Raw genomic sequence first — 17,271 nt, 5'->3', positions numbered from 1 at the left:
GAATGAGAATTGCGTTAATTGCCCATGACAAAAAGAAAGATTTAATGGTTCAATTTGCTGTAGCGTATGAGGAGGTTCTTACTGAACATGAGCTTTACGGCACGGGTACGACAGGATCTAGAATAATGGAGGCGACGAATTTATCAGTCGTTCGTTTTAAATCCGGGCCTTTGGGGGGAGATCAACAGATTGGTGCACTCGTTGCAGAAAATAAGTTTGACTTAATTGTTTTCTTCCGTGATCCTCTTACGGCACAACCGCATGAACCCGATGTATCAGCACTTGTTCGTCTTTGTGATGTACAAAATGTTCCATTAGCAACAAATATGGGGACTGCCGAAATCTTAATAAAAGGGTTAGCGCGTGGAGATTTTGCTTGGCGTGAACTGATAAACGATGACGAAGCTTGATATTCTGGCCTTTGGCGCACATCCCGATGATGTCGAAATCGGGATGGCCGGAACATTGGTGAAATATACAAAAAAAGGATATAACGTTGGGATTTGTGATTTAACGATGGCAGAGCTTTCATCGAATGGAACAGTAGAGCGAAGACAGGCTGAAGCCAAACGGGCGGGTGAATACCTCGGTTTGCATACAAGAATACAACTTGATTTTCCTGATCGCGGATTACGACATACCGGAGAGGAACAAATGCGTGAATTGGTTTCAATTATTCGCTATTATCAACCATCAATTGTTTTTGCCCCTTATTCTATTGATCGTCATCCAGACCATGGCGAATGTGGGAAGCTTGTCAAGGAAGCAGTATTTAATGCAGGAATCCGAAAGTATCGCTGCACCAAAAATTTAGGACATCACCGGGTCAAAGATGTATATTTTTATTTAATAAATAGCTATGAACGACCTGATTTCGTCATAGATATTAGTGATTATATTGAAACGAAGAAGTTAGCATTGCAAGCGTATGAAAGCCAGTTTGTAGGGGATGCCAATTCAATTGAAACCCCATTAACAAATGGGTATATAGAAGTTGTTGAAGCAAGAGAACGTCTTTTTGGGAAAGAAGTAAGTGTAGACTATGCGGAAGGTTTTAAAGTTACAAAGCCTTTCTTAGTGAAAACTCTAATTGAAGAGGACGAGAGAACCAGATGAAATTACGAATAGGGATAAGTTGTTACCCAACTGTCGGCGGGTCGGGAGTAATTGCTACTGAGCTCGGTAAACTTCTTGCAGAACGTGGCCACGAAGTGCATTTTATTACTTCGAGTGTACCTTTTCGTCTCGACCGAGTGTATCCAAACATTTATTATCATGAAGTAGAAATTAATCAATACTCCGTTTTTCAGTATCCTCCATATGACTTAACATTAGCGAGCAAAATGGCTGAAGTAGCAAGAAGGCAGAAGCTAGATGTATTACACGTCCATTATGCTGTTCCTCATGCGATTTGTGCTATTTTAGCTAAACAAATGTGTGACCATGATTTTCAAATTGTCACGACACTACACGGAACAGATATTACGGTTCTTAGTAATGATCCATCCCTTCGACAATTAATTCGTTATGGGATTGAGCAGTCCGATGTGGTGACGGCAGTTTCAAATGATTTAGTCACTCAGACGAAAGAGCTTATTCGTACAAATAAAGAGATTGAAACGATTTACAATTTTATCGATGAACGCGTGTATGTTAAAAATGACATTGGCTGTTTAAAGGGGCATTATGGTATTAAACCTGATGAAAATGTACTTATTCATATCTCGAATTTCAGGCCAGTAAAACGAGTGACCGATGTAGTAAAGAGCTTTTACTTAATTTCAAAGCAAATCAAAGCAAAACTGCTCCTAATTGGAAGTGGCCCGGAGCTGACAACTGCTAGACAGCTTGTGAGAGAATTTGGCATAGAGGATCGAGTCGTCATGCTTGGAAATCAAAAACATATTGCCGAGCTATTATCAATGAGTGATTTAATGCTCTTGCTTAGTGAGAAGGAAAGCTTTGGTTTAGTTGCCCTAGAAGCGATGGCGTGTAAGGTTCCTGTAATTGGAACGAGGGTTGGGGGTATCCCAGAGGTTATTGAAGACGGTGTTACTGGATATTTATGTGATGTTGGGGACGTAGAGTGTGTTGCAGACCGAGCAATTATGTTATTAAAAGATAAAGCGCTCCATCAATCCTTTGCCCAAAAAGGCCTTGAAAGAGTAACAACAACCTTTTATTCAGCCAGAATTGTTGAGCAATATGAGCACTTGTATCAACAAATCGTTACCAATAAATCAAATGTAGAATGTGAACTAAACTAGTACAGCTTCGTGGTTTTGAAAAGAGGGATAAGGCAATGGACATCTTTGCACAAACAGCACCGTTATTAAACTGCTTACAAGCAAAAGGACACCGTGCGTTTATCGTAGGTGGGGCAGTCAGGGATGCGTTACTTAAAAGAGCAATCTCTGATATTGACATCGTAACCTCTGCGGAACCTGAGGAGATTCATGCCTTATTTCCAAATACCTTCATGATGAACAACCAACACCAAACTGTCATTGTACGTTTTGAAGGGCTGTTATTTGAAGTAACAACGGAACGTGGTAACACGATAGAAGAAGACTTACTAAAGCGAGATTTTACGATTAATAGTATGGCGATTAATGAAGAAGGAAGCCTTCTAGATCCGACGAACGGACAGGAGGATCTTAAGATGAGGAGGCTTCGTTCTTTTCAACCAGCTCAAAGAATGAGTGAGGACCCTCTACGGCTTTTACGCGCGCTTCGGTTTATAAGTGAGCTTGGTTTTGACATTGATGGAGAATTGCTGGAAGTGATTCATTCCTACCATCCTTCTCTAAGGAATGTCGCTATTGAGCGAGTGATCAAGGAGTTTGAAAAGCTATTTAGAGGAACGTACCGTAATGCCGCTATCCAGCACTTGCTTAATACTCACATGTATTCTTCATTACCGATGATGAAATTGACAGAACAAAAAGTAAAACGGCTTCTGACTCTCCCTTCATTTCAAGGTGAATCAGATGTTATATGCTGGACGACCATCGCCTATTGCTTTGAGTGGACAGAAAAAGAACTGTTAAAGTCGCTCACGTTATCAAATAGACTAATTCAAGATATCAAAGAGCGACTCCGCTATATAGCTATTCGACAGAAGCAAGAATGGACGCCATGGCTATTATACAAAGCAGGGATAAATACAGCTCAAGATGTTGAACGATTACGTGCTCACTTTGGTCATACAGCTGAAACACTTCAGCAAATGTGGGATGGTCTTCCAATTAAAGGGAAAAACGAGCTTGCTCTTACTGGAACAGATCTCTTAAAGCAAGTACAGGCAAAGGCTGGACCATGGGTTAAGGATGAGCTAGAATGGGCCGAAAAAGCGGTAGTAACAGGAGCCTTAGATAATGACAAACTCATCCTTTTAGAGCAATTGGCAAGAAGGAGAGACAAGCATTGAGAGAAAAGCTATTAAAAATGTTATTAGACAATGAGGCGGAGTTCATTTCTGGAGAAAAAATTAGTCAAGCGTTGGGATGTTCTAGAACCGCTGTTTGGAAGCATATCGAAGAATTACGGAAAAGCGGATATGAGCTTGACTCTGCTCCTAGAAAAGGGTACCGAATAATTAAAAAAGCAAATGGAATTCAGCCACACGAAATCAATATATACCTACAAACAAAGCGAATCGGACGAGAAATTACTTATTTTGACGCAATTGAATCAACTCAGGTGGTAGCCCATAAGCTCGCTCAGGAAGGAAAAGAAGAAGGACATCTCGTCATAGCAAATGAACAAACGCGTGGGAAGGGCAGATTGGGGAGAGCGTGGTATTCTCGTTCTGGGACAAGCATTTCTATGAGCTTAATATTAAGGCCGAAATTGCCACCGCAGAAAACTCCCCAGCTAACCTTGCTTACTGCAGTCGCAGTTGTCCGAGGCATTAAAAAGGCCAGTGGAGTTGAAGCAGAAATTAAATGGCCAAATGACGTCTTAATTAACGGAAAAAAGGTAGTGGGGATCCTGACAGAAATGCAGGCAGATCCTGACTTTGTACACTCAGTTATTATTGGAATTGGGGTAAATGTTAACCAACTGCAAGAGGATTTTGATATAGACATTGAAAGCATTGCAACGTCATTGTCAATTGAAACCGGGAGGCAAATTGAGCGTGCTCAGGTTGTTGCAGAAATTTTAAAAGAGTTCGAATGGCTTTATGAAGAATATTTACAGCGTGGTTTTGGGATGATTAGACCGTTATGGGAGGCGAATGCGATAAGTGTTGGGACCAACATTTATGCTCGTACACCACAGCAAGTATTGTTCGGGTTTGCAAAAGGGATAACGGATGAGGGAATTCTACTTTTGGAAGATGAGCAAGGTGCTATTCATCAAATTTATTCAGCGGATATTGAAATTGCGAAGCGAAATGAATAATAATCTGTTATACTAGTGTGGGCGGTATCTTTATAGAGCTGCACCCATAAATGTGTATAAAAACGGATCTGCCTTGATCCCAAAGAAGGACTAGGACAGAGGGATTCATGAAAAGAACGTAAAAACAAATCTGTGATTTGTTTGTTTCGTATGTCCAATCCTTCTTCTATAAGAAGGATTTTTTTCGTTTTCTACGTTCTAATGAACCCTCCATATAAACGGAGGTAAAGATGAAAACAACAAGTAGTTTTCTTAAAATGAAAGAAAAAGGTGAAAAAATTGCCATGCTGACGGCCTATGATGCCCCAGGCGCAAAAATCGTGGAAAAGGCCGGAGTAGACATTATTTTGGTAGGAGATTCATTAGGAATGGTTGTGCTTGGTTATGATTCAACTATCCCTGTCACACTTGATGATATGATTCTTCATACGAAGGCGGTAAAACGCGGCGCTACAGATACGTTTATCGTAACGGATATGCCTTTTTTAACCTATCATGGTCGTTTTGATGAAACTCTTTCTCACGCTCGTCGACTAATGCAGGAGGCTGGAGCACATGCCGTTAAATTAGAAGGTGGCAAAGATGTTATTGAAACGGTAAACAGGTTAACTGCTTCAGGGGTACCAGTAATGGGGCATTTAGGTTTAACACCGCAATCAGTTGGGGTTTTAGGAGGCTATCACGTTCAAGGAAAAGATTTAGCCGATGCGAAGCAATTGATTGCTGATGCAAAAGCATTAGAAAAGGCAGGTGCCTTTTCTATCGTTTTAGAATGTGTGCCTGAACAATTAAGTGCTTTTATTTCTGAACAGCTACAAATTCCGATTATAGGCATAGGTGCCGGTGTGAATACAGATGGTCAAGTGCTTGTTTATCATGATGTAATTGGGTACGGAAGTGTTCATGTTCCGAAATTTGTGAAAACGTATGCTAATGTGACAGCCTCCATTGAGCAGGCAATGAGCCAATATGTCTCGGAAGTAAAAGAATTGTCCTTTCCACAAGCGGAGCATTCTTTTACCTTAAACGAAGAAGTCATTGCTGGTTTATACGGAGGAAAAGAATGATGCGCATAGTAAAAACAATTCAAGAGTTGCGTACAGCGATAGCTGAAGCGAAATCCAACCATAAAAAAATCGGTTTTGTACCAACAATGGGCTTTCTTCATGAAGGTCATAAACGATTATTACATCAGGCAAATGAAGATAATGATATTGTCGTATTAAGTATTTTTGTCAACCCATTACAATTTGGTCCTAATGAAGACTTTGACCGTTACCCTCGCGATTTTGAACGAGATGAACAAATTGCGAGAAATGCAGGCGTTAATATCCTGTTTTACCCTTCTATTTCCGAAATGTATCCGGAAGAGCCGATGATGATTATCCAAGTGAAAAAAGGTGTTGACGTTCTTTGTGGAGCTAGCCGCCCTGGACATTTTGACGGAGTGGCTACGGTGGTTATGAAGCTATTTCAACTTGTTCAACCAGAGCGAGCTTATTTCGGAATGAAAGATGCCCAGCAGGTTGCCATTATTATGAATATGGTTGATACGTTTAATATTCCAATTGAAATTATTCCTTGTGACACCGTTCGGGAACAAGATGGGTTGGCGAAAAGCTCGCGTAATGTCTATCTTTCACCAGAAGAGAGAAACGATGCTCCAAAGCTATACGAAGCATTGCAAAAGGCAAGTGACTGTATAAAGAAACAGACGTGTACGAGATCCGACGTGATCGCTTTAATAAAGGATGACCTTCAAAAGCTCGCTTATGGAGAGATTGATTATGTTGATGTGCTAAGCTATCCACGTTTAGAACCTATTGAAGAATTATCAGGAAAGATTATTGTCGCTCTCGCTTATAAATATGAAAAAGCGCGTCTCATTGATAATATCCTCGTTAATGCAGCGACAGGAAAGGAGTGTTGATCATGTTTCGAACAATGATGAAAGCTAAAATTCACCGTGCACGAGTAACCGAATCGAATCTTAATTATGTTGGAAGTATTACGATTGATGAGGATATTATGGATGCAGTTGATATTGTTGAAAACGAAAAGGTTCAAATTGTAAATAATAATAACGGTGCTCGATTTGAAACCTATGTTATTAAAGGCCCGCGTGGCAGTGGTGTATTTTGTTTAAATGGAGCAGCAGCTAGGCTCGTGCAAGAAGGTGATGTGATTATCGTATTATCCTATGCGCTAGTTGCCGAGGAAAAAGTTAAAGACCATAATCCAAAAGTGGCAATTATGGATGAAAGCAATCGAATTGTTGAAATGTTAGCGATGGAGCCAGCTTCTACCGTTCTCTAAGCCGCATATTCCCTTTCTATTCGATAAACACTGATCATATAGATCGGTTTCGAGTAGGAGGGGTTTTTTATGGATAAATGGCTTGAATCCTGGGAGCGTTTGTATGAATATATTGATAAAAAATGGCCATACTTGCCTGAAAAAGAGCAGGAGGTTCATATCGAACATTTAGAAGAAGTGGCAGAATCTTTATTAGATGCGTGGACAGATATGGATGAAAAGCTAGCATTACTTAAAACGAAACTAGATGAACGTCACCCACAAATAGCATATCAATCAAAAGGAACAACCTATTACCAATTAGAGATGTTTCAAGAAGCTACTGAAACGCTTGAACAGGAGCAGGAAACAGGAGAAAAAGACGAATTAAGACGATTATATTTAGCGTATAGTTATTTATATATAGGGGCAATGAATCGTGCATTTGAACATTTTCTTTATCTTATTCAAACGAGTCAAAACGTCATGATTGAGCATTTTTCCTATGTAGGACTGGGGTGTTATTATGTTCAAGAGGAAAAATATGATGAAGCAATTGACGCTTTTGAACATGCAAATACTCTTACAACGAGTGAAGATGTTGTGTATAATTTGGGTATCTGTCATTATGTTACTAAATCATTTCACGTAGCAAAGCAATACTTTTCAAAAGCGATTCAGATGCTTCCAGAGGATGGCGAAGCGTACTTTTTCTTAGGCTGCTGCCATTGGAAAATAGGTCATGAAGAACAAGCTTTCTCTACATGGATGGAATGCTTACAATTGCTTAATACTCCTTATGCCCTCCAAGCTCTTGCGTATGTGTGCGAGTGGCATGGACATCACCTCGCGGCCGTTCATTGTTACAAGAGAATGATTGCCATAGGTGAGAAGCAGGTAAACGTTTTACATGGCTTAGCATGGAACTTAGCCTTACTAGATATGCGAGAGGATGCCTTACGTATATTTGATGAGATTGTCCAAATAGAACCGAATTATAAACAAGTCCATGTTTCTTTACAATGGCTACAATCTGTTTGGGATGTTCGTCCTTTGCTTTGCGAAAGGGCTAATAATTGAGGTGGAAAAATGAAAGAACGATATGTCGTTATTGACTTAGAAACAACCGGTCATTCGGTAGTGCAGGGTGACCGGATTATCCAAATCGGAGCAATCGTCATTGAGGGGGAGGAGATTGTAGAACGATTTTCATCATTTATTAACCCACATATACCCATCCCTCCTTTTATTGAAGAGCTGACAGGGATTACGGATGAAATGGTTGCAAAAGCACCTACATTTCACGAAATTATTCCGTTGTTATTACCTATGTTAAAGGATGCGAGCTTTGTTGCTCATAATGTGCATTTCGATTTGAACTTTTTACAAAAACAGTTAGAGGATGAGGGGTATGATGTCCCATCTGTTACAGCTTTTGATACCGTTGAATTAGCCAGAATGCTTTTACCAAAGCAGGAGAGCTATAAATTGACGAATTTAGCTGACTTTCTTGGTTTTTCCCATGACCGCCCTCACCAAGCTGACAGTGATGCAGAAGTAACGGCTCATCTCTTTTTAACGCTTATACATAAGTTACAAACTTTACCATTATTAACGTTACAGCAATTATTACCAATTTCTCGTCGTTTGCGTAGTGATTTAGAACGTTTATTGCAAACACTTATTCATCAAAAAGGAACGAGTGGAACAACCGATGAACAACAATTTGATTGCTTTCGCCAGCTTGCATTAAAACGAATTGATGTTGAAAAAGTACATAGTGAACCGACAGAGGTTCCTTCCTTTACCGAATATAAAGAATCATTAATGAAGGAGGGCGGGACGTTTTCTAGCGCTTTTGCTCACTATGAAGTACGTGAAGGTCAGCATCAAATGATGAACGAGGTTGATGAAGCATTTCATCATTATCAGCATAAATTAATTGAGGCAGGTACAGGTACTGGAAAGTCACTTGCCTATTTTATTCCTGCCGCATTTTATGCGTTTGAAACCGGAAAGCCCGTTGTTATTAGCACCCAAACAATTCCTTTGCAGGAGCAGTTACTAACTAGAGACTTGCCTATCTTGAAAAAGCTTCTACCTTTTGAAGTAGTAGTTGCACTTTTAAAAGGGAGAAGCCATTATTTATGTTTGCGAAAATTTGAACAGTCACTTCACTCCATCGACACAGATACATATGATGTTTTATTAACGAAAGCACAAATCTTAATATGGTTAACGGAGACGGAGCATGGTGATGTGGAGGAATTAAATTTAGCTTCGGGCGGTAAGGCTTTTTGGTTTGAGGTTCAAAGTGACTCGAATACGGATCTGGGCAAATATAGCCCATGGTTTTCACGATGCTTTTATCATCGAGCGCGAAAACGGGCGCAATCAGCTCATATTATCATTACGAATCATGCCCTCCTATTTACAGACCTAATCCATGAGCAGCGATTGCTTCCTGCATATACGCATGTTGTTATTGATGAAGCTCATCACTTAGAAGAAACAGCAAGTGAGCACTTAGGAATGAAGGCAGACTATCTTTCCTTTTCATATCTTCTTCAAAGGTTAGGTTTGACATGGGAAGATGGAATGCTGCAGTATGTAAACCAACTCTTACATGACAATCAACTTGAGAGCAATGTGCAATATACAAAAATAGAGGAAGGCCTTCAACATATTAAAGAGGAGCTTGATGAACTATTTCGGATGATTCATCGGTATGTCATGCAAAAACGTAAGACGACTGCGACAGATACAGGTAGAGATCGTTATCGTTATGAAAGCTTTAATGAAAAAGGGTCCTTATGGCAAGCAATTCTTGAGTGTGCAATGAGGGTTCATATGGGAATGGGCGATACATTTCGTTTATTAAAAAGCGTTTTAGGTCAGTTTCATGATCTTCAAGAGTCTTTATTATTTAAAGACCGTGGTTTTCTAGCAGATGTTGATAGTGTTGTGGATTCCTTATATGACGAAGAACAAACTGTCTATGAATTATTACTTGAGTCCGATCCGAATTACGTTTATTGGATTGAAATTGAACCACGTGGAGCAAAAAATGCTACATTCTTATATAGTAAGCCAATTGATATTGCGGAGCGATTAGCAGATGATTTCTTTGCAAAGAAGAAAAGTGTCATATTAACCTCTGCAACGTTATCAGTAAACGGATCATTTGATTATCAAAAAAAGAAGCTAGGTCTTGAGGATTTTGGAGCAGAAACATGTACAATTGCTTCCCCTTTCTCGTATAAAGATCAAGTGCGTCTTCTAATTCCAACGGACATACCAGCGATTAAAGAAGTATCGGATGAGGAATTTGCAGCAGACGTGGCGATCAAAGTTTGGAGAATTGCAGAAGAGACAAAAGGGAAAACACTCGTCCTATTTACTTCCTATGAGATGCTCAAATTAGTCTACAAGCACGTAAAGGATTTAAGTGAGAATGAGTCTCTGCAATTGATTGGACAAGGAATGACAAGTGGAAGTAGGGCCAAGTTAATGAAATCCTTTAAACAAGCTGACTCTGCAATTCTTTTTGGGACAAGTAGCTTTTGGGAAGGAGTTGATTTACCGGGTGACGAATTACATCAACTTGTTATCGTACGATTACCTTTTTCACCACCTGATCAACCACTATTACAAGCCCAATTAGAACGAGCAAAGGAAGAAGGGCGTAATCCATTTATGGAGGTATCACTTCCACAAGCTATTATTCGATTCAAACAAGGGTTTGGTCGCTTGATTCGAACGACGCGTGATAAAGGATGTGTCTATGTTTTTGACCGTAGAATTACAACAACCCGTTACGGAAAGCTCTTTATCCGATCCTTACCTGAAGTACCCGTTCATGAAGGGAAACTAGAAGCCCTTTTAGAACAATTCCGAGATTTTTGAGGCTTATTTTTTAGGGGAGAGGCACCAATAATTGAATAGCGCATAAAATTATCTCGTAATAAGTTTGTTCGGTTTTGCGTAAACTAAACTGACTTTCTGGTCATGGAGGGATAAGCTTTATGCGTATGATTCAAATTGGATTCGTATGCTTTTTTTTAATGCCATTTTTACTCGCATTTGAACTTGAGTTGAAACAAGTGGAGAAGAGTGAGGTCGATATCCATCTTCACGAAAAAGAAATTGCATTTATGTTTTTAGATTTGCCAAGTGGTGAAGCTACGTTAATAAAGGCGCCAGACGAACAAGCGGTATTGATTGGTACAGGGGCTTCTGATTCAAAACAGGCATTAATAAAACGACTTGAAAAATTTCATGTTCATGAAATTGAAGCAGTTATCCTTCCAAGGTTTGAGGACGAATATGCTGGAAATACGAAGTTTCTTATAGATAACTATCATGTAGATAGGATCATTGTTCCTGAAAAAGGAATGGAAATTGCCAAAGCTCAATTCAAAAAAGAGAAGTTAACAATTTCAAGTTGGGAAGAAGGTAGCACGCATGAATTGCTCCCATCTTTACAATTTCAAGCTTTACCGAGTATACAAACATTGATGCCAAAGCTCTCAATGAGTATAACCTTTGCGAAGCATCACTTCTTATTTGCTACTGAAGCGAATGAAGCGCTAGAAAAAACGTGGCTAGAATCTAAGTTAAAAAAAGTGAATGTGTTAAAGGTTCCAGAGTTTGGTGTGAAGAAGGATATTTCTCAACAGTTTTTGGACGAAATCGATCCTCAAGTTGCGATCATGTTTGCAAAAGAAAATAGTGTTCCTCATAGTCAAGTAATAGAAAGGATGCAGGAAACGTGGATTGATACGTATCAAACGAAACAAAATGGAACGATTCTTATCAAAGCTGATCAACAAGATTATCAATTATTAACCGTTCAATTTTAAATAAAAAAGATGAAGGAGGTGATCCGATGTCTTTATTACTTACGAACGTTAAAGCTGTAACTATGGATGAAGATAACCCATTTTTAGAAGAGGGATATGTTTTCATTCAAAATGGCGTTTTTGAGAAAATAGAGGAAGGGAAACCACCTGTTCACCTCAGAGACAAGGCTAATCGGATTCTTAACACTCACGGAAAGTGGTTGATGCCTGGCTTAGTAAATACACACGGACATATGGGGATGACCTTATTAAGGGGCCATTCTGATGATTTGCCTTTACATCGGTGGCTTCAAGAGAAAATGTGGCCATTTGAAGCAAAGCTCGATCAAAAGGCAGTTGAAGCTGGTCGAGCGCTTGCGATGGCTGAAATGATTAAATCGGGTACGACGACATTTTTGGAAATGTACCACCTCTTTATGGATGATTTTGCGGAAGAAATTAAGAGAGTTGGTCTACGTGCAACGTTGATGCGTTCAATGATTGGATTATGTCCAAAAAGTGAACAAGAGGAGAAGCTAAAGGAAGCAGTATCGTTTGCGAAAAACTGGCATCAACAAGCGGATGGACGCATTCGAACAATGTTAGCTCCTCACGCCCCTTATACTTGTCCAATTTCGTTTGTTGAACGTATAGTTGAAGAGGCGAAGTTACTTAACATACCCGTGCACATGCATTTGGCAGAAACTAAAAAGGAAATTGATGATTACATTCACCATCATGGACTACACCCATTAGACGAGCTAGAAGGAAAGGGTTTATTAGCCGAAGTACCGTGGTTGTTTGCTCACGGAGTTCACCTCAGTGATGCGCATATTGAACTGTTAAGAAAATATAAAGCGGCGGTAAGTCACAATCCAATTAGTAATTTAAAGCTGGGCTCTGGGGTAGCACCAGTCGTAAAAATGCTCGAACAAGGAGTGACAGTCTCATTAGGAACCGATAGTACGGCTTCAAATAACACGTTAGACATGTTTGAAGAAATGAGAATGACGGCATTAATTCATAAGGGCGTTCAGCTAGATTCAACAATTCTTCCTGCAAAGACGACTCTTAAGCTAGGAACTGTTTCTGGAGCTAAAGCATTACAGCTTGAAGATATAGGGAGGATCGCCGTAGGGTGTAAAGCTGATTTTCTCTTACTAGCTACTAGTTCTAGTCATCTCCAACCAGAAGAGCATGTCATGTCGCATTTAATTTATTCAGTCAAAAGTACTGATGTGACTGATGTGTATGTAGAAGGAAATCCGCTAATGGAAAATAGAGAATTGATAACGTTAGACGAAGAAAAAATAATGGCAGAAGCGAATGAACATTACAAGCGGATTTGTAAACTGATATAATATGTTTACGAAGATCCTGCACAAGGCGATGTGCAGGATTGAGGTGTGAGTTGGAATGTAGTCTGTTAGCCATTCCTAAACGAACATTTAGTGTATCTTATTCTTTTCTGAAGGTTGTTGCTGTTCAAAAAACGTGGGGAATTGGGTTTGACGAATTGATAATGGGAAGAGATCATCCCAATCTAATCCGTCACGCTTTAATAAAGCTATATGCTGCTTATCTTGCTGATAAGATGAAGCTGTCGTTGAATACGAACGGTTCATCTGTACGCCCCCCTTTCGTTGGCGTACTACTAGTATAGCCCATATTAATGTCACTATAATTAGTAAAACATGAGAATCATTTTGGGAGGAACTGTAATGGAACAACAAAAGGTGGAAGTTTTATCAACCGTACGCGTAAACAAAGCAAGTGATTTATATAAAATCGTGGATTCTCTTAATCGAACATTAAAGGAGCAGGATTTAATGTTTGGGCTTGCGCTTGATCAAAAGAATGAGGAAAAAATGGTTTTTACGATTTATCGTACATGAAGGTGTTGAAAAATGAAAAAATGGTTTATGGTTACTAGTATTTCATTTGTTCTTCTATTGTTAGGGGCGAGTGTTTTATCGTATTATGTGGTGAGAGCACCTTTAGAAAAAGGGTATGAGCAAGCGGAAAAATATGTATTGAATCAAGAAGTATTGCATGAAATAAACACAATTCACTATTATCATGGAACTGATCCTTATTATATCTTATACGGTTTAAATGAGGAATTAGAGGAAACAATTGTTTGGTTGAGACAAGATTTTGAAGAAGTCGTTTCAAGAAAAGCATCCGAGGGAATAACAACAGAAGAAGTTATAAACAAAGTAAAAGATGATCTAGGAATACCTACTGTTCAAAAGGTCAGACTTGGCTTTGAACGTGGTTTACCGGTTTATGAAGTCGTATTTATTGATGAAGATAACCGACAAGGCTACTATTACATAACCTTTGACGACGGGACCTTCATGAAACGCTATAGCCTAAGGCGAGAAATATAGGCGAAACGCTGTCTTCGTTGTTGCGCCTTTGTAAAGTTTTATGAAAAAAATTGTCCAGAACAAAAATCGACACTTGAATGAAACCTTAGGACGAACTATAGTAAGAGATAGGAACCAAAGGGAGGAAGAATAAGACAATGAATTTAGCGAAAAGAGTTTTAACCCTAACACCCTCAACAACTTTAGCCATTACTGCAAAAGCAAAGGAATTGAAAGAGCAAGGACATGACGTTATCGGACTAGGAGCTGGTGAACCGGACTTTAATACGCCACAATATATTATTGACGCGGCCGTTCGTTCGATGGAGGAAGGTCATACAAAATATACACCATCCGGTGGGTTACCGAAACTAAAGGAAGCGATTATTGAGAAATTTAAACAAGACCAAGGTATTACATATAAGGCAAGTGAAATTATTGTTGGTTCTGGAGCAAAACATATCTTATACACATTATTTCAAGCATTACTTGATGAAGGTGATGAAGTTATCATTCCAACACCTTACTGGGTAAGTTATCCGGAACAAGTGAAGTTAGCGGGAGGAGAACCAGTTTATATTGAAGGGCTTGAGAGTAATGAATTTAAAGTAACAGCAGAGCAATTAGAACAAGCGATTACAAACAAAACAAAAGCATTTATTTTAAATTCTCCTAGTAACCCAACAGGCTCTATGTATTCTAAGGAAGAATTGGCTGAAATCGGAGAAATATGTTTGAAGCATGATGTTTTAATAGTTTCGGATGAAATTTATGAAAAGCTTGTTTATGGTGGTGCAATACACACATCAATCGCAGAGATTTCTGAAGCACTAAAAGAGCAAACGTTAATAGTAAATGGTGTATCTAAGTCTCACTCCATGACAGGATGGAGAATTGGGTATGCTGCAGGTAACCAGGACTTGGTAAAAGCGATGACAAATCTGGCGAGTCATAGTACGTCAAACCCAACAGCAAATGCACAATACGGGTCAATTGCTGCTTATACAGAGGATGATGGCTCGGTTGAAAAAATGCGTCAAGCGTTTGAAGAGCGTTTAAATAAAGTATACGACAAGCTTATTACGATCCCAGGCGTATCATGCGTTAAGCCAAAAGGGGCATTTTACCTATTTCCGAATGTTAGCGAAGCTGCAAGAATGACAGGCTTTGACAATGTTGATGATTGGGTTGCGGCTATTTTAGAGGAAGAAAAAGTAGCGCTAGTTCCTGGTTCAGGTTTTGGGGCTCCTGAAAATGTTCGTCTTTCATATGCGACGTCTTTAGATTTGCTTGAATCTGCCCTTGAAAGAATTGAGCGTTTTATTCGTAACAATACAAAATAAAGCTTATAATAAGGAAAGAGCATCTGTTTATGCAGGTGCTCTTTTTAGTGTTTATTATCGGGGAAGAAAAGGAAGCAACAAAGCTACTTTCTCGTGTTATAATATCGGGTAGAGGTGTTATAGATGGATCAGAAATCGCTTGTAAAATGGACAACACAAGGACATTTATCTGTCCCGAAATTACTTTTACAGCATTATAAAAGCATAGGGCTTAAAGAAGATGAACTAGTAGCCTTATTACAGGTTCAAACATTTATTGATGAAGGAGAACAGTTCCCAACACCTGACCGTTTGAGTGAACGAATGACTCACACCACCAGCGGGTGTGCTGAACTACTTGGGCGGCTTGTAAAAAAGGGTTATTTAACACTTGAAAAACAAATGGATGACCAAGGAATTTTATTTGAATTTTATACATTAGAGCCACTATGGATTAGGTTACTTCAACATATTCAAGGAGAAGAACAAACAAATCAAGAACAGCTTAAATTTGAACAGGAAGGCCAGCTCTATACACGGTTTGAACAGGAATTTTGCCGCCCGTTATCACCCATTGAAGCGGAAACGTTATCGATGTGGATTGACCAAGATAATCATTCGCCAGAGCTAATTTTAGGAGCACTAAGAGAAGCAGTTGTTTCAGGTAAATTAAATTTTCGTTATATTGATCGAATTCTATTTGAATGGAAGCGCAATGGTGTAACAACATTGGAACAAGCAAAAGCTCACGGAGAAAAATTTCGAAAATATAACCAAACGAGAAAGCCTGAGCCAGAAAGACAAAGATCGGATGCATTCCCTGGCTTTAATTGGCTTGAACAGTCATAGAATAGTGGTGAATCAAAATGCTAAATAAAAAACAAACGAATGAAGCTCTTGATGTCATAGCTGAAATGTACCCTGATGCGGAATGTGAATTAACGCATTCCAACCCATTTGAACTATTAATTGCCGTCGTTCTTTCTGCACAATGTACGGATGCTCTCGTTAATAAAGTCACTCCTTCATTATTTGAGAAATATAAGAAGCCAGAGGATTATGTAGCAGTACCATTGGAGGAGCTAGAAAACGATATTCGCTCAATCGGGTTATTTAGAAGTAAGGCTAAAAACATTAAGAAATTATCACAATCTCTTATTGAAGAATATAACGGAGAAGTACCGAAAGAAAGAGACCAGTTAGTCAAGTTAGCTGGTGTAGGGAGGAAAACGGCAAATGTAGTGACTTCTGTTGCCTTCGGCGAGCCGGCGATTGCCGTTGATACTCATGTTGAGCGCGTGAGCAAGCGCCTTGGTATTTGTCGTTGGAAGGACAGTGTATTGCAAGTTGAGGAAACGCTAATGAAAAAAATTCCAAAGGAGCTTTGGTCTGACTCGCACCATCGTCTTATCTTTTTCGGACGCTATCATTGTAAAGCACAGTCTCCTCAATGTGATATTTGTCCTTTATTGACGGTGTGTCGTGAAGGAAAAAAACGAATGAAAGTGAAACAAACGGGATGAGATTATTCATCCCTTCTTCCTTTAGACGTGAGCCGTTTTATACAACGGAGGAAGTTGTTATCGACGTTTCATCGAATTTCGCACATACTATGGAAACGAACCTCTTTTATTACGAATTATCGGAAACGCTAGAACCTTGGCTTGAAAGAGAGACATATTTACCGCTCATTTTTGAATGTTGGAAGGAGCAAGAAACACGACTAATAGCTCTTTTTAAAACAAGACAGAAAGCGTTAACAAAACAACCGATGATTCAGATGATTGCTCTATTCATAGATGGGTTATTTTGGATGAATGAATCACCAGTCCCTTCCTTACTAAATGTTGAAAATTATGCTGGAGATTTACGGCTGCATCCGGTTAATATTGAAGAAAGACTTTCTTTTGTATTATCAGGACCAGAACGTTTTCACAGCTTTGTCCAATTACAGGCATTGATGACTGAATTAGAAAAACTGTATGCGCGAGATGTCGTAATGGAAAAGCATAAAAAAAATAAGAGATAGAAAAA

At 39.2% G+C, this 17,271-nt stretch carries 19 protein-coding genes; 18 read left to right on the top strand and 1 reads right to left on the bottom strand.

From position 1 onward, the window contains the following. Positions 1 to 2 precede the first annotated feature (2 nt). From mgsA to B1R93_RS01240, 12 genes are all read left to right on the top strand, one after another. The gene (mgsA, locus tag B1R93_RS01295) at positions 3 to 410 is read left to right on the top strand and encodes a methylglyoxal synthase (protein WP_088102186.1); all 408 of its coding nucleotides are present in this window, start codon (positions 3 to 5) and stop codon (positions 408 to 410) included. After that, positions 397 to 1,116: a bacillithiol biosynthesis deacetylase BshB1 gene (gene bshB1 / locus B1R93_RS01290; protein ID WP_088102185.1), complete on the top strand. Its 720-nt coding sequence runs from the start codon at positions 397 to 399 to the stop codon at positions 1,114 to 1,116. The genes mgsA and bshB1 overlap by 14 nt, the downstream gene beginning before the upstream one ends. Continuing rightward, the gene (gene bshA / locus B1R93_RS01285; protein ID WP_088102184.1) at positions 1,113 to 2,267 is read left to right on the top strand and encodes an N-acetyl-alpha-D-glucosaminyl L-malate synthase BshA; all 1,155 of its coding nucleotides are present in this window, start codon (positions 1,113 to 1,115) and stop codon (positions 2,265 to 2,267) included. The genes bshB1 and bshA overlap by 4 nt, the downstream gene beginning before the upstream one ends. Positions 2,268 to 2,302: 35 nt before the next feature. Beyond that, a complete protein-coding gene (locus tag B1R93_RS01280; RefSeq protein WP_088102183.1) occupies positions 2,303 to 3,430 on the top strand; it encodes a CCA tRNA nucleotidyltransferase in 1,128 nt (375 codons plus the stop codon). Next, positions 3,427 to 4,407, top strand: coding sequence for a biotin--[acetyl-CoA-carboxylase] ligase (locus B1R93_RS01275; protein WP_088102182.1), 981 nt, complete (start codon positions 3,427 to 3,429; stop codon positions 4,405 to 4,407). Before B1R93_RS01280 ends, B1R93_RS01275 begins: the two co-directional genes overlap by 4 nt. A gap of 230 nt (positions 4,408 to 4,637) precedes the next feature. Next, on the top strand, positions 4,638 to 5,474 hold the full coding sequence (gene panB / locus B1R93_RS01270; protein WP_088102181.1) for a 3-methyl-2-oxobutanoate hydroxymethyltransferase: 837 nt from the start codon (positions 4,638 to 4,640) through the stop codon (positions 5,472 to 5,474). Continuing rightward, a complete protein-coding gene (gene panC, locus B1R93_RS01265) occupies positions 5,474 to 6,337 on the top strand; it encodes a pantoate--beta-alanine ligase (RefSeq protein WP_088103356.1) in 864 nt (287 codons plus the stop codon). The genes panB and panC overlap by 1 nt, the downstream gene beginning before the upstream one ends. Before the next feature lie 2 nt (positions 6,338 to 6,339). Next, positions 6,340 to 6,723 carry an aspartate 1-decarboxylase gene (gene panD, locus B1R93_RS01260; RefSeq protein WP_088102180.1) on the top strand — a complete coding sequence of 128 codons (384 nt, stop codon included), beginning with the start codon at positions 6,340 to 6,342 and terminating at the stop codon, positions 6,721 to 6,723. A gap of 69 nt (positions 6,724 to 6,792) precedes the next feature. After that, positions 6,793 to 7,782 carry a tetratricopeptide repeat protein gene (locus B1R93_RS01255; protein ID WP_088102179.1) on the top strand — a complete coding sequence of 330 codons (990 nt, stop codon included), beginning with the start codon at positions 6,793 to 6,795 and terminating at the stop codon, positions 7,780 to 7,782. 9 nt (positions 7,783 to 7,791) lie between these two features. Continuing rightward, positions 7,792 to 10,608, top strand: a complete 2,817-nt coding sequence (dinG, locus tag B1R93_RS01250; RefSeq protein WP_088102178.1) for an ATP-dependent DNA helicase DinG — start codon at positions 7,792 to 7,794, stop codon at positions 10,606 to 10,608. 119 nt (positions 10,609 to 10,727) lie between these two features. Further along, complete coding sequence (locus B1R93_RS01245) at positions 10,728 to 11,564, top strand: ComEC/Rec2 family competence protein (protein WP_088102177.1); 837 nt, start codon at positions 10,728 to 10,730, stop codon at positions 11,562 to 11,564. A 26-nt stretch (positions 11,565 to 11,590) separates the two neighbouring features. Then, complete coding sequence (locus tag B1R93_RS01240; RefSeq protein WP_088102176.1) at positions 11,591 to 12,904, top strand: amidohydrolase; 1,314 nt, start codon at positions 11,591 to 11,593, stop codon at positions 12,902 to 12,904. Between the two features lie 87 nt (positions 12,905 to 12,991). Here B1R93_RS01240 and B1R93_RS22860 read toward each other — a convergent pair whose 3' ends face one another. Continuing rightward, positions 12,992 to 13,168 carry a hypothetical protein gene (locus tag B1R93_RS22860; RefSeq protein WP_165763700.1) on the bottom strand — a complete coding sequence of 59 codons (177 nt, stop codon included), beginning with the start codon at positions 13,166 to 13,168 and terminating at the stop codon, positions 12,992 to 12,994. Between the two features lie 96 nt (positions 13,169 to 13,264). On the opposite strand from B1R93_RS22860, the gene B1R93_RS01235 reads away from it, so the two are divergent. The 6 genes from B1R93_RS01235 to B1R93_RS01210 all read left to right on the top strand — a co-directional run bounded on the left by B1R93_RS01235 (position 13,265) and on the right by B1R93_RS01210 (position 17,266). Further along, complete coding sequence (locus tag B1R93_RS01235; protein ID WP_088102175.1) at positions 13,265 to 13,438, top strand: YpmA family protein; 174 nt, start codon at positions 13,265 to 13,267, stop codon at positions 13,436 to 13,438. A 12-nt stretch (positions 13,439 to 13,450) separates the two neighbouring features. Next, positions 13,451 to 13,936 carry a cell wall elongation regulator TseB-like domain-containing protein gene (locus tag B1R93_RS01230; protein ID WP_088102174.1) on the top strand — a complete coding sequence of 162 codons (486 nt, stop codon included), beginning with the start codon at positions 13,451 to 13,453 and terminating at the stop codon, positions 13,934 to 13,936. Between the two features lie 137 nt (positions 13,937 to 14,073). Further along, positions 14,074 to 15,258: a pyridoxal phosphate-dependent aminotransferase gene (locus B1R93_RS01225; RefSeq protein WP_088102173.1), complete on the top strand. Its 1,185-nt coding sequence runs from the start codon at positions 14,074 to 14,076 to the stop codon at positions 15,256 to 15,258. Positions 15,259 to 15,381: 123 nt separating this feature from the next. Further along, positions 15,382 to 16,086, top strand: coding sequence for a DnaD domain-containing protein (locus B1R93_RS01220; protein WP_088102172.1), 705 nt, complete (start codon positions 15,382 to 15,384; stop codon positions 16,084 to 16,086). Positions 16,087 to 16,103: 17 nt separating this feature from the next. After that, positions 16,104 to 16,760, top strand: coding sequence for an endonuclease III (gene nth, locus B1R93_RS01215; RefSeq protein ID WP_088102171.1), 657 nt, complete (start codon positions 16,104 to 16,106; stop codon positions 16,758 to 16,760). Further along, entirely contained in the window at positions 16,757 to 17,266 is a 510-nt protein-coding gene (locus tag B1R93_RS01210; RefSeq protein ID WP_088102170.1) for a YpoC family protein, read from the top strand. The genes nth and B1R93_RS01210 overlap by 4 nt, the downstream gene beginning before the upstream one ends. The last annotated feature ends 5 nt before the right edge of the window (positions 17,267 to 17,271 follow it).

This window comes from Halalkalibacter urbisdiaboli (genome assembly GCF_002156385.1).
Classification (GTDB): Bacteria; Bacillota; Bacilli; order Bacillales; family Bacillaceae_D; genus Halalkalibacter_A; species Halalkalibacter_A urbisdiaboli.
Note: the sequence above shows the minus strand (reverse complement) of the source record. Positions and strands in the feature narration are given on the sequence as shown.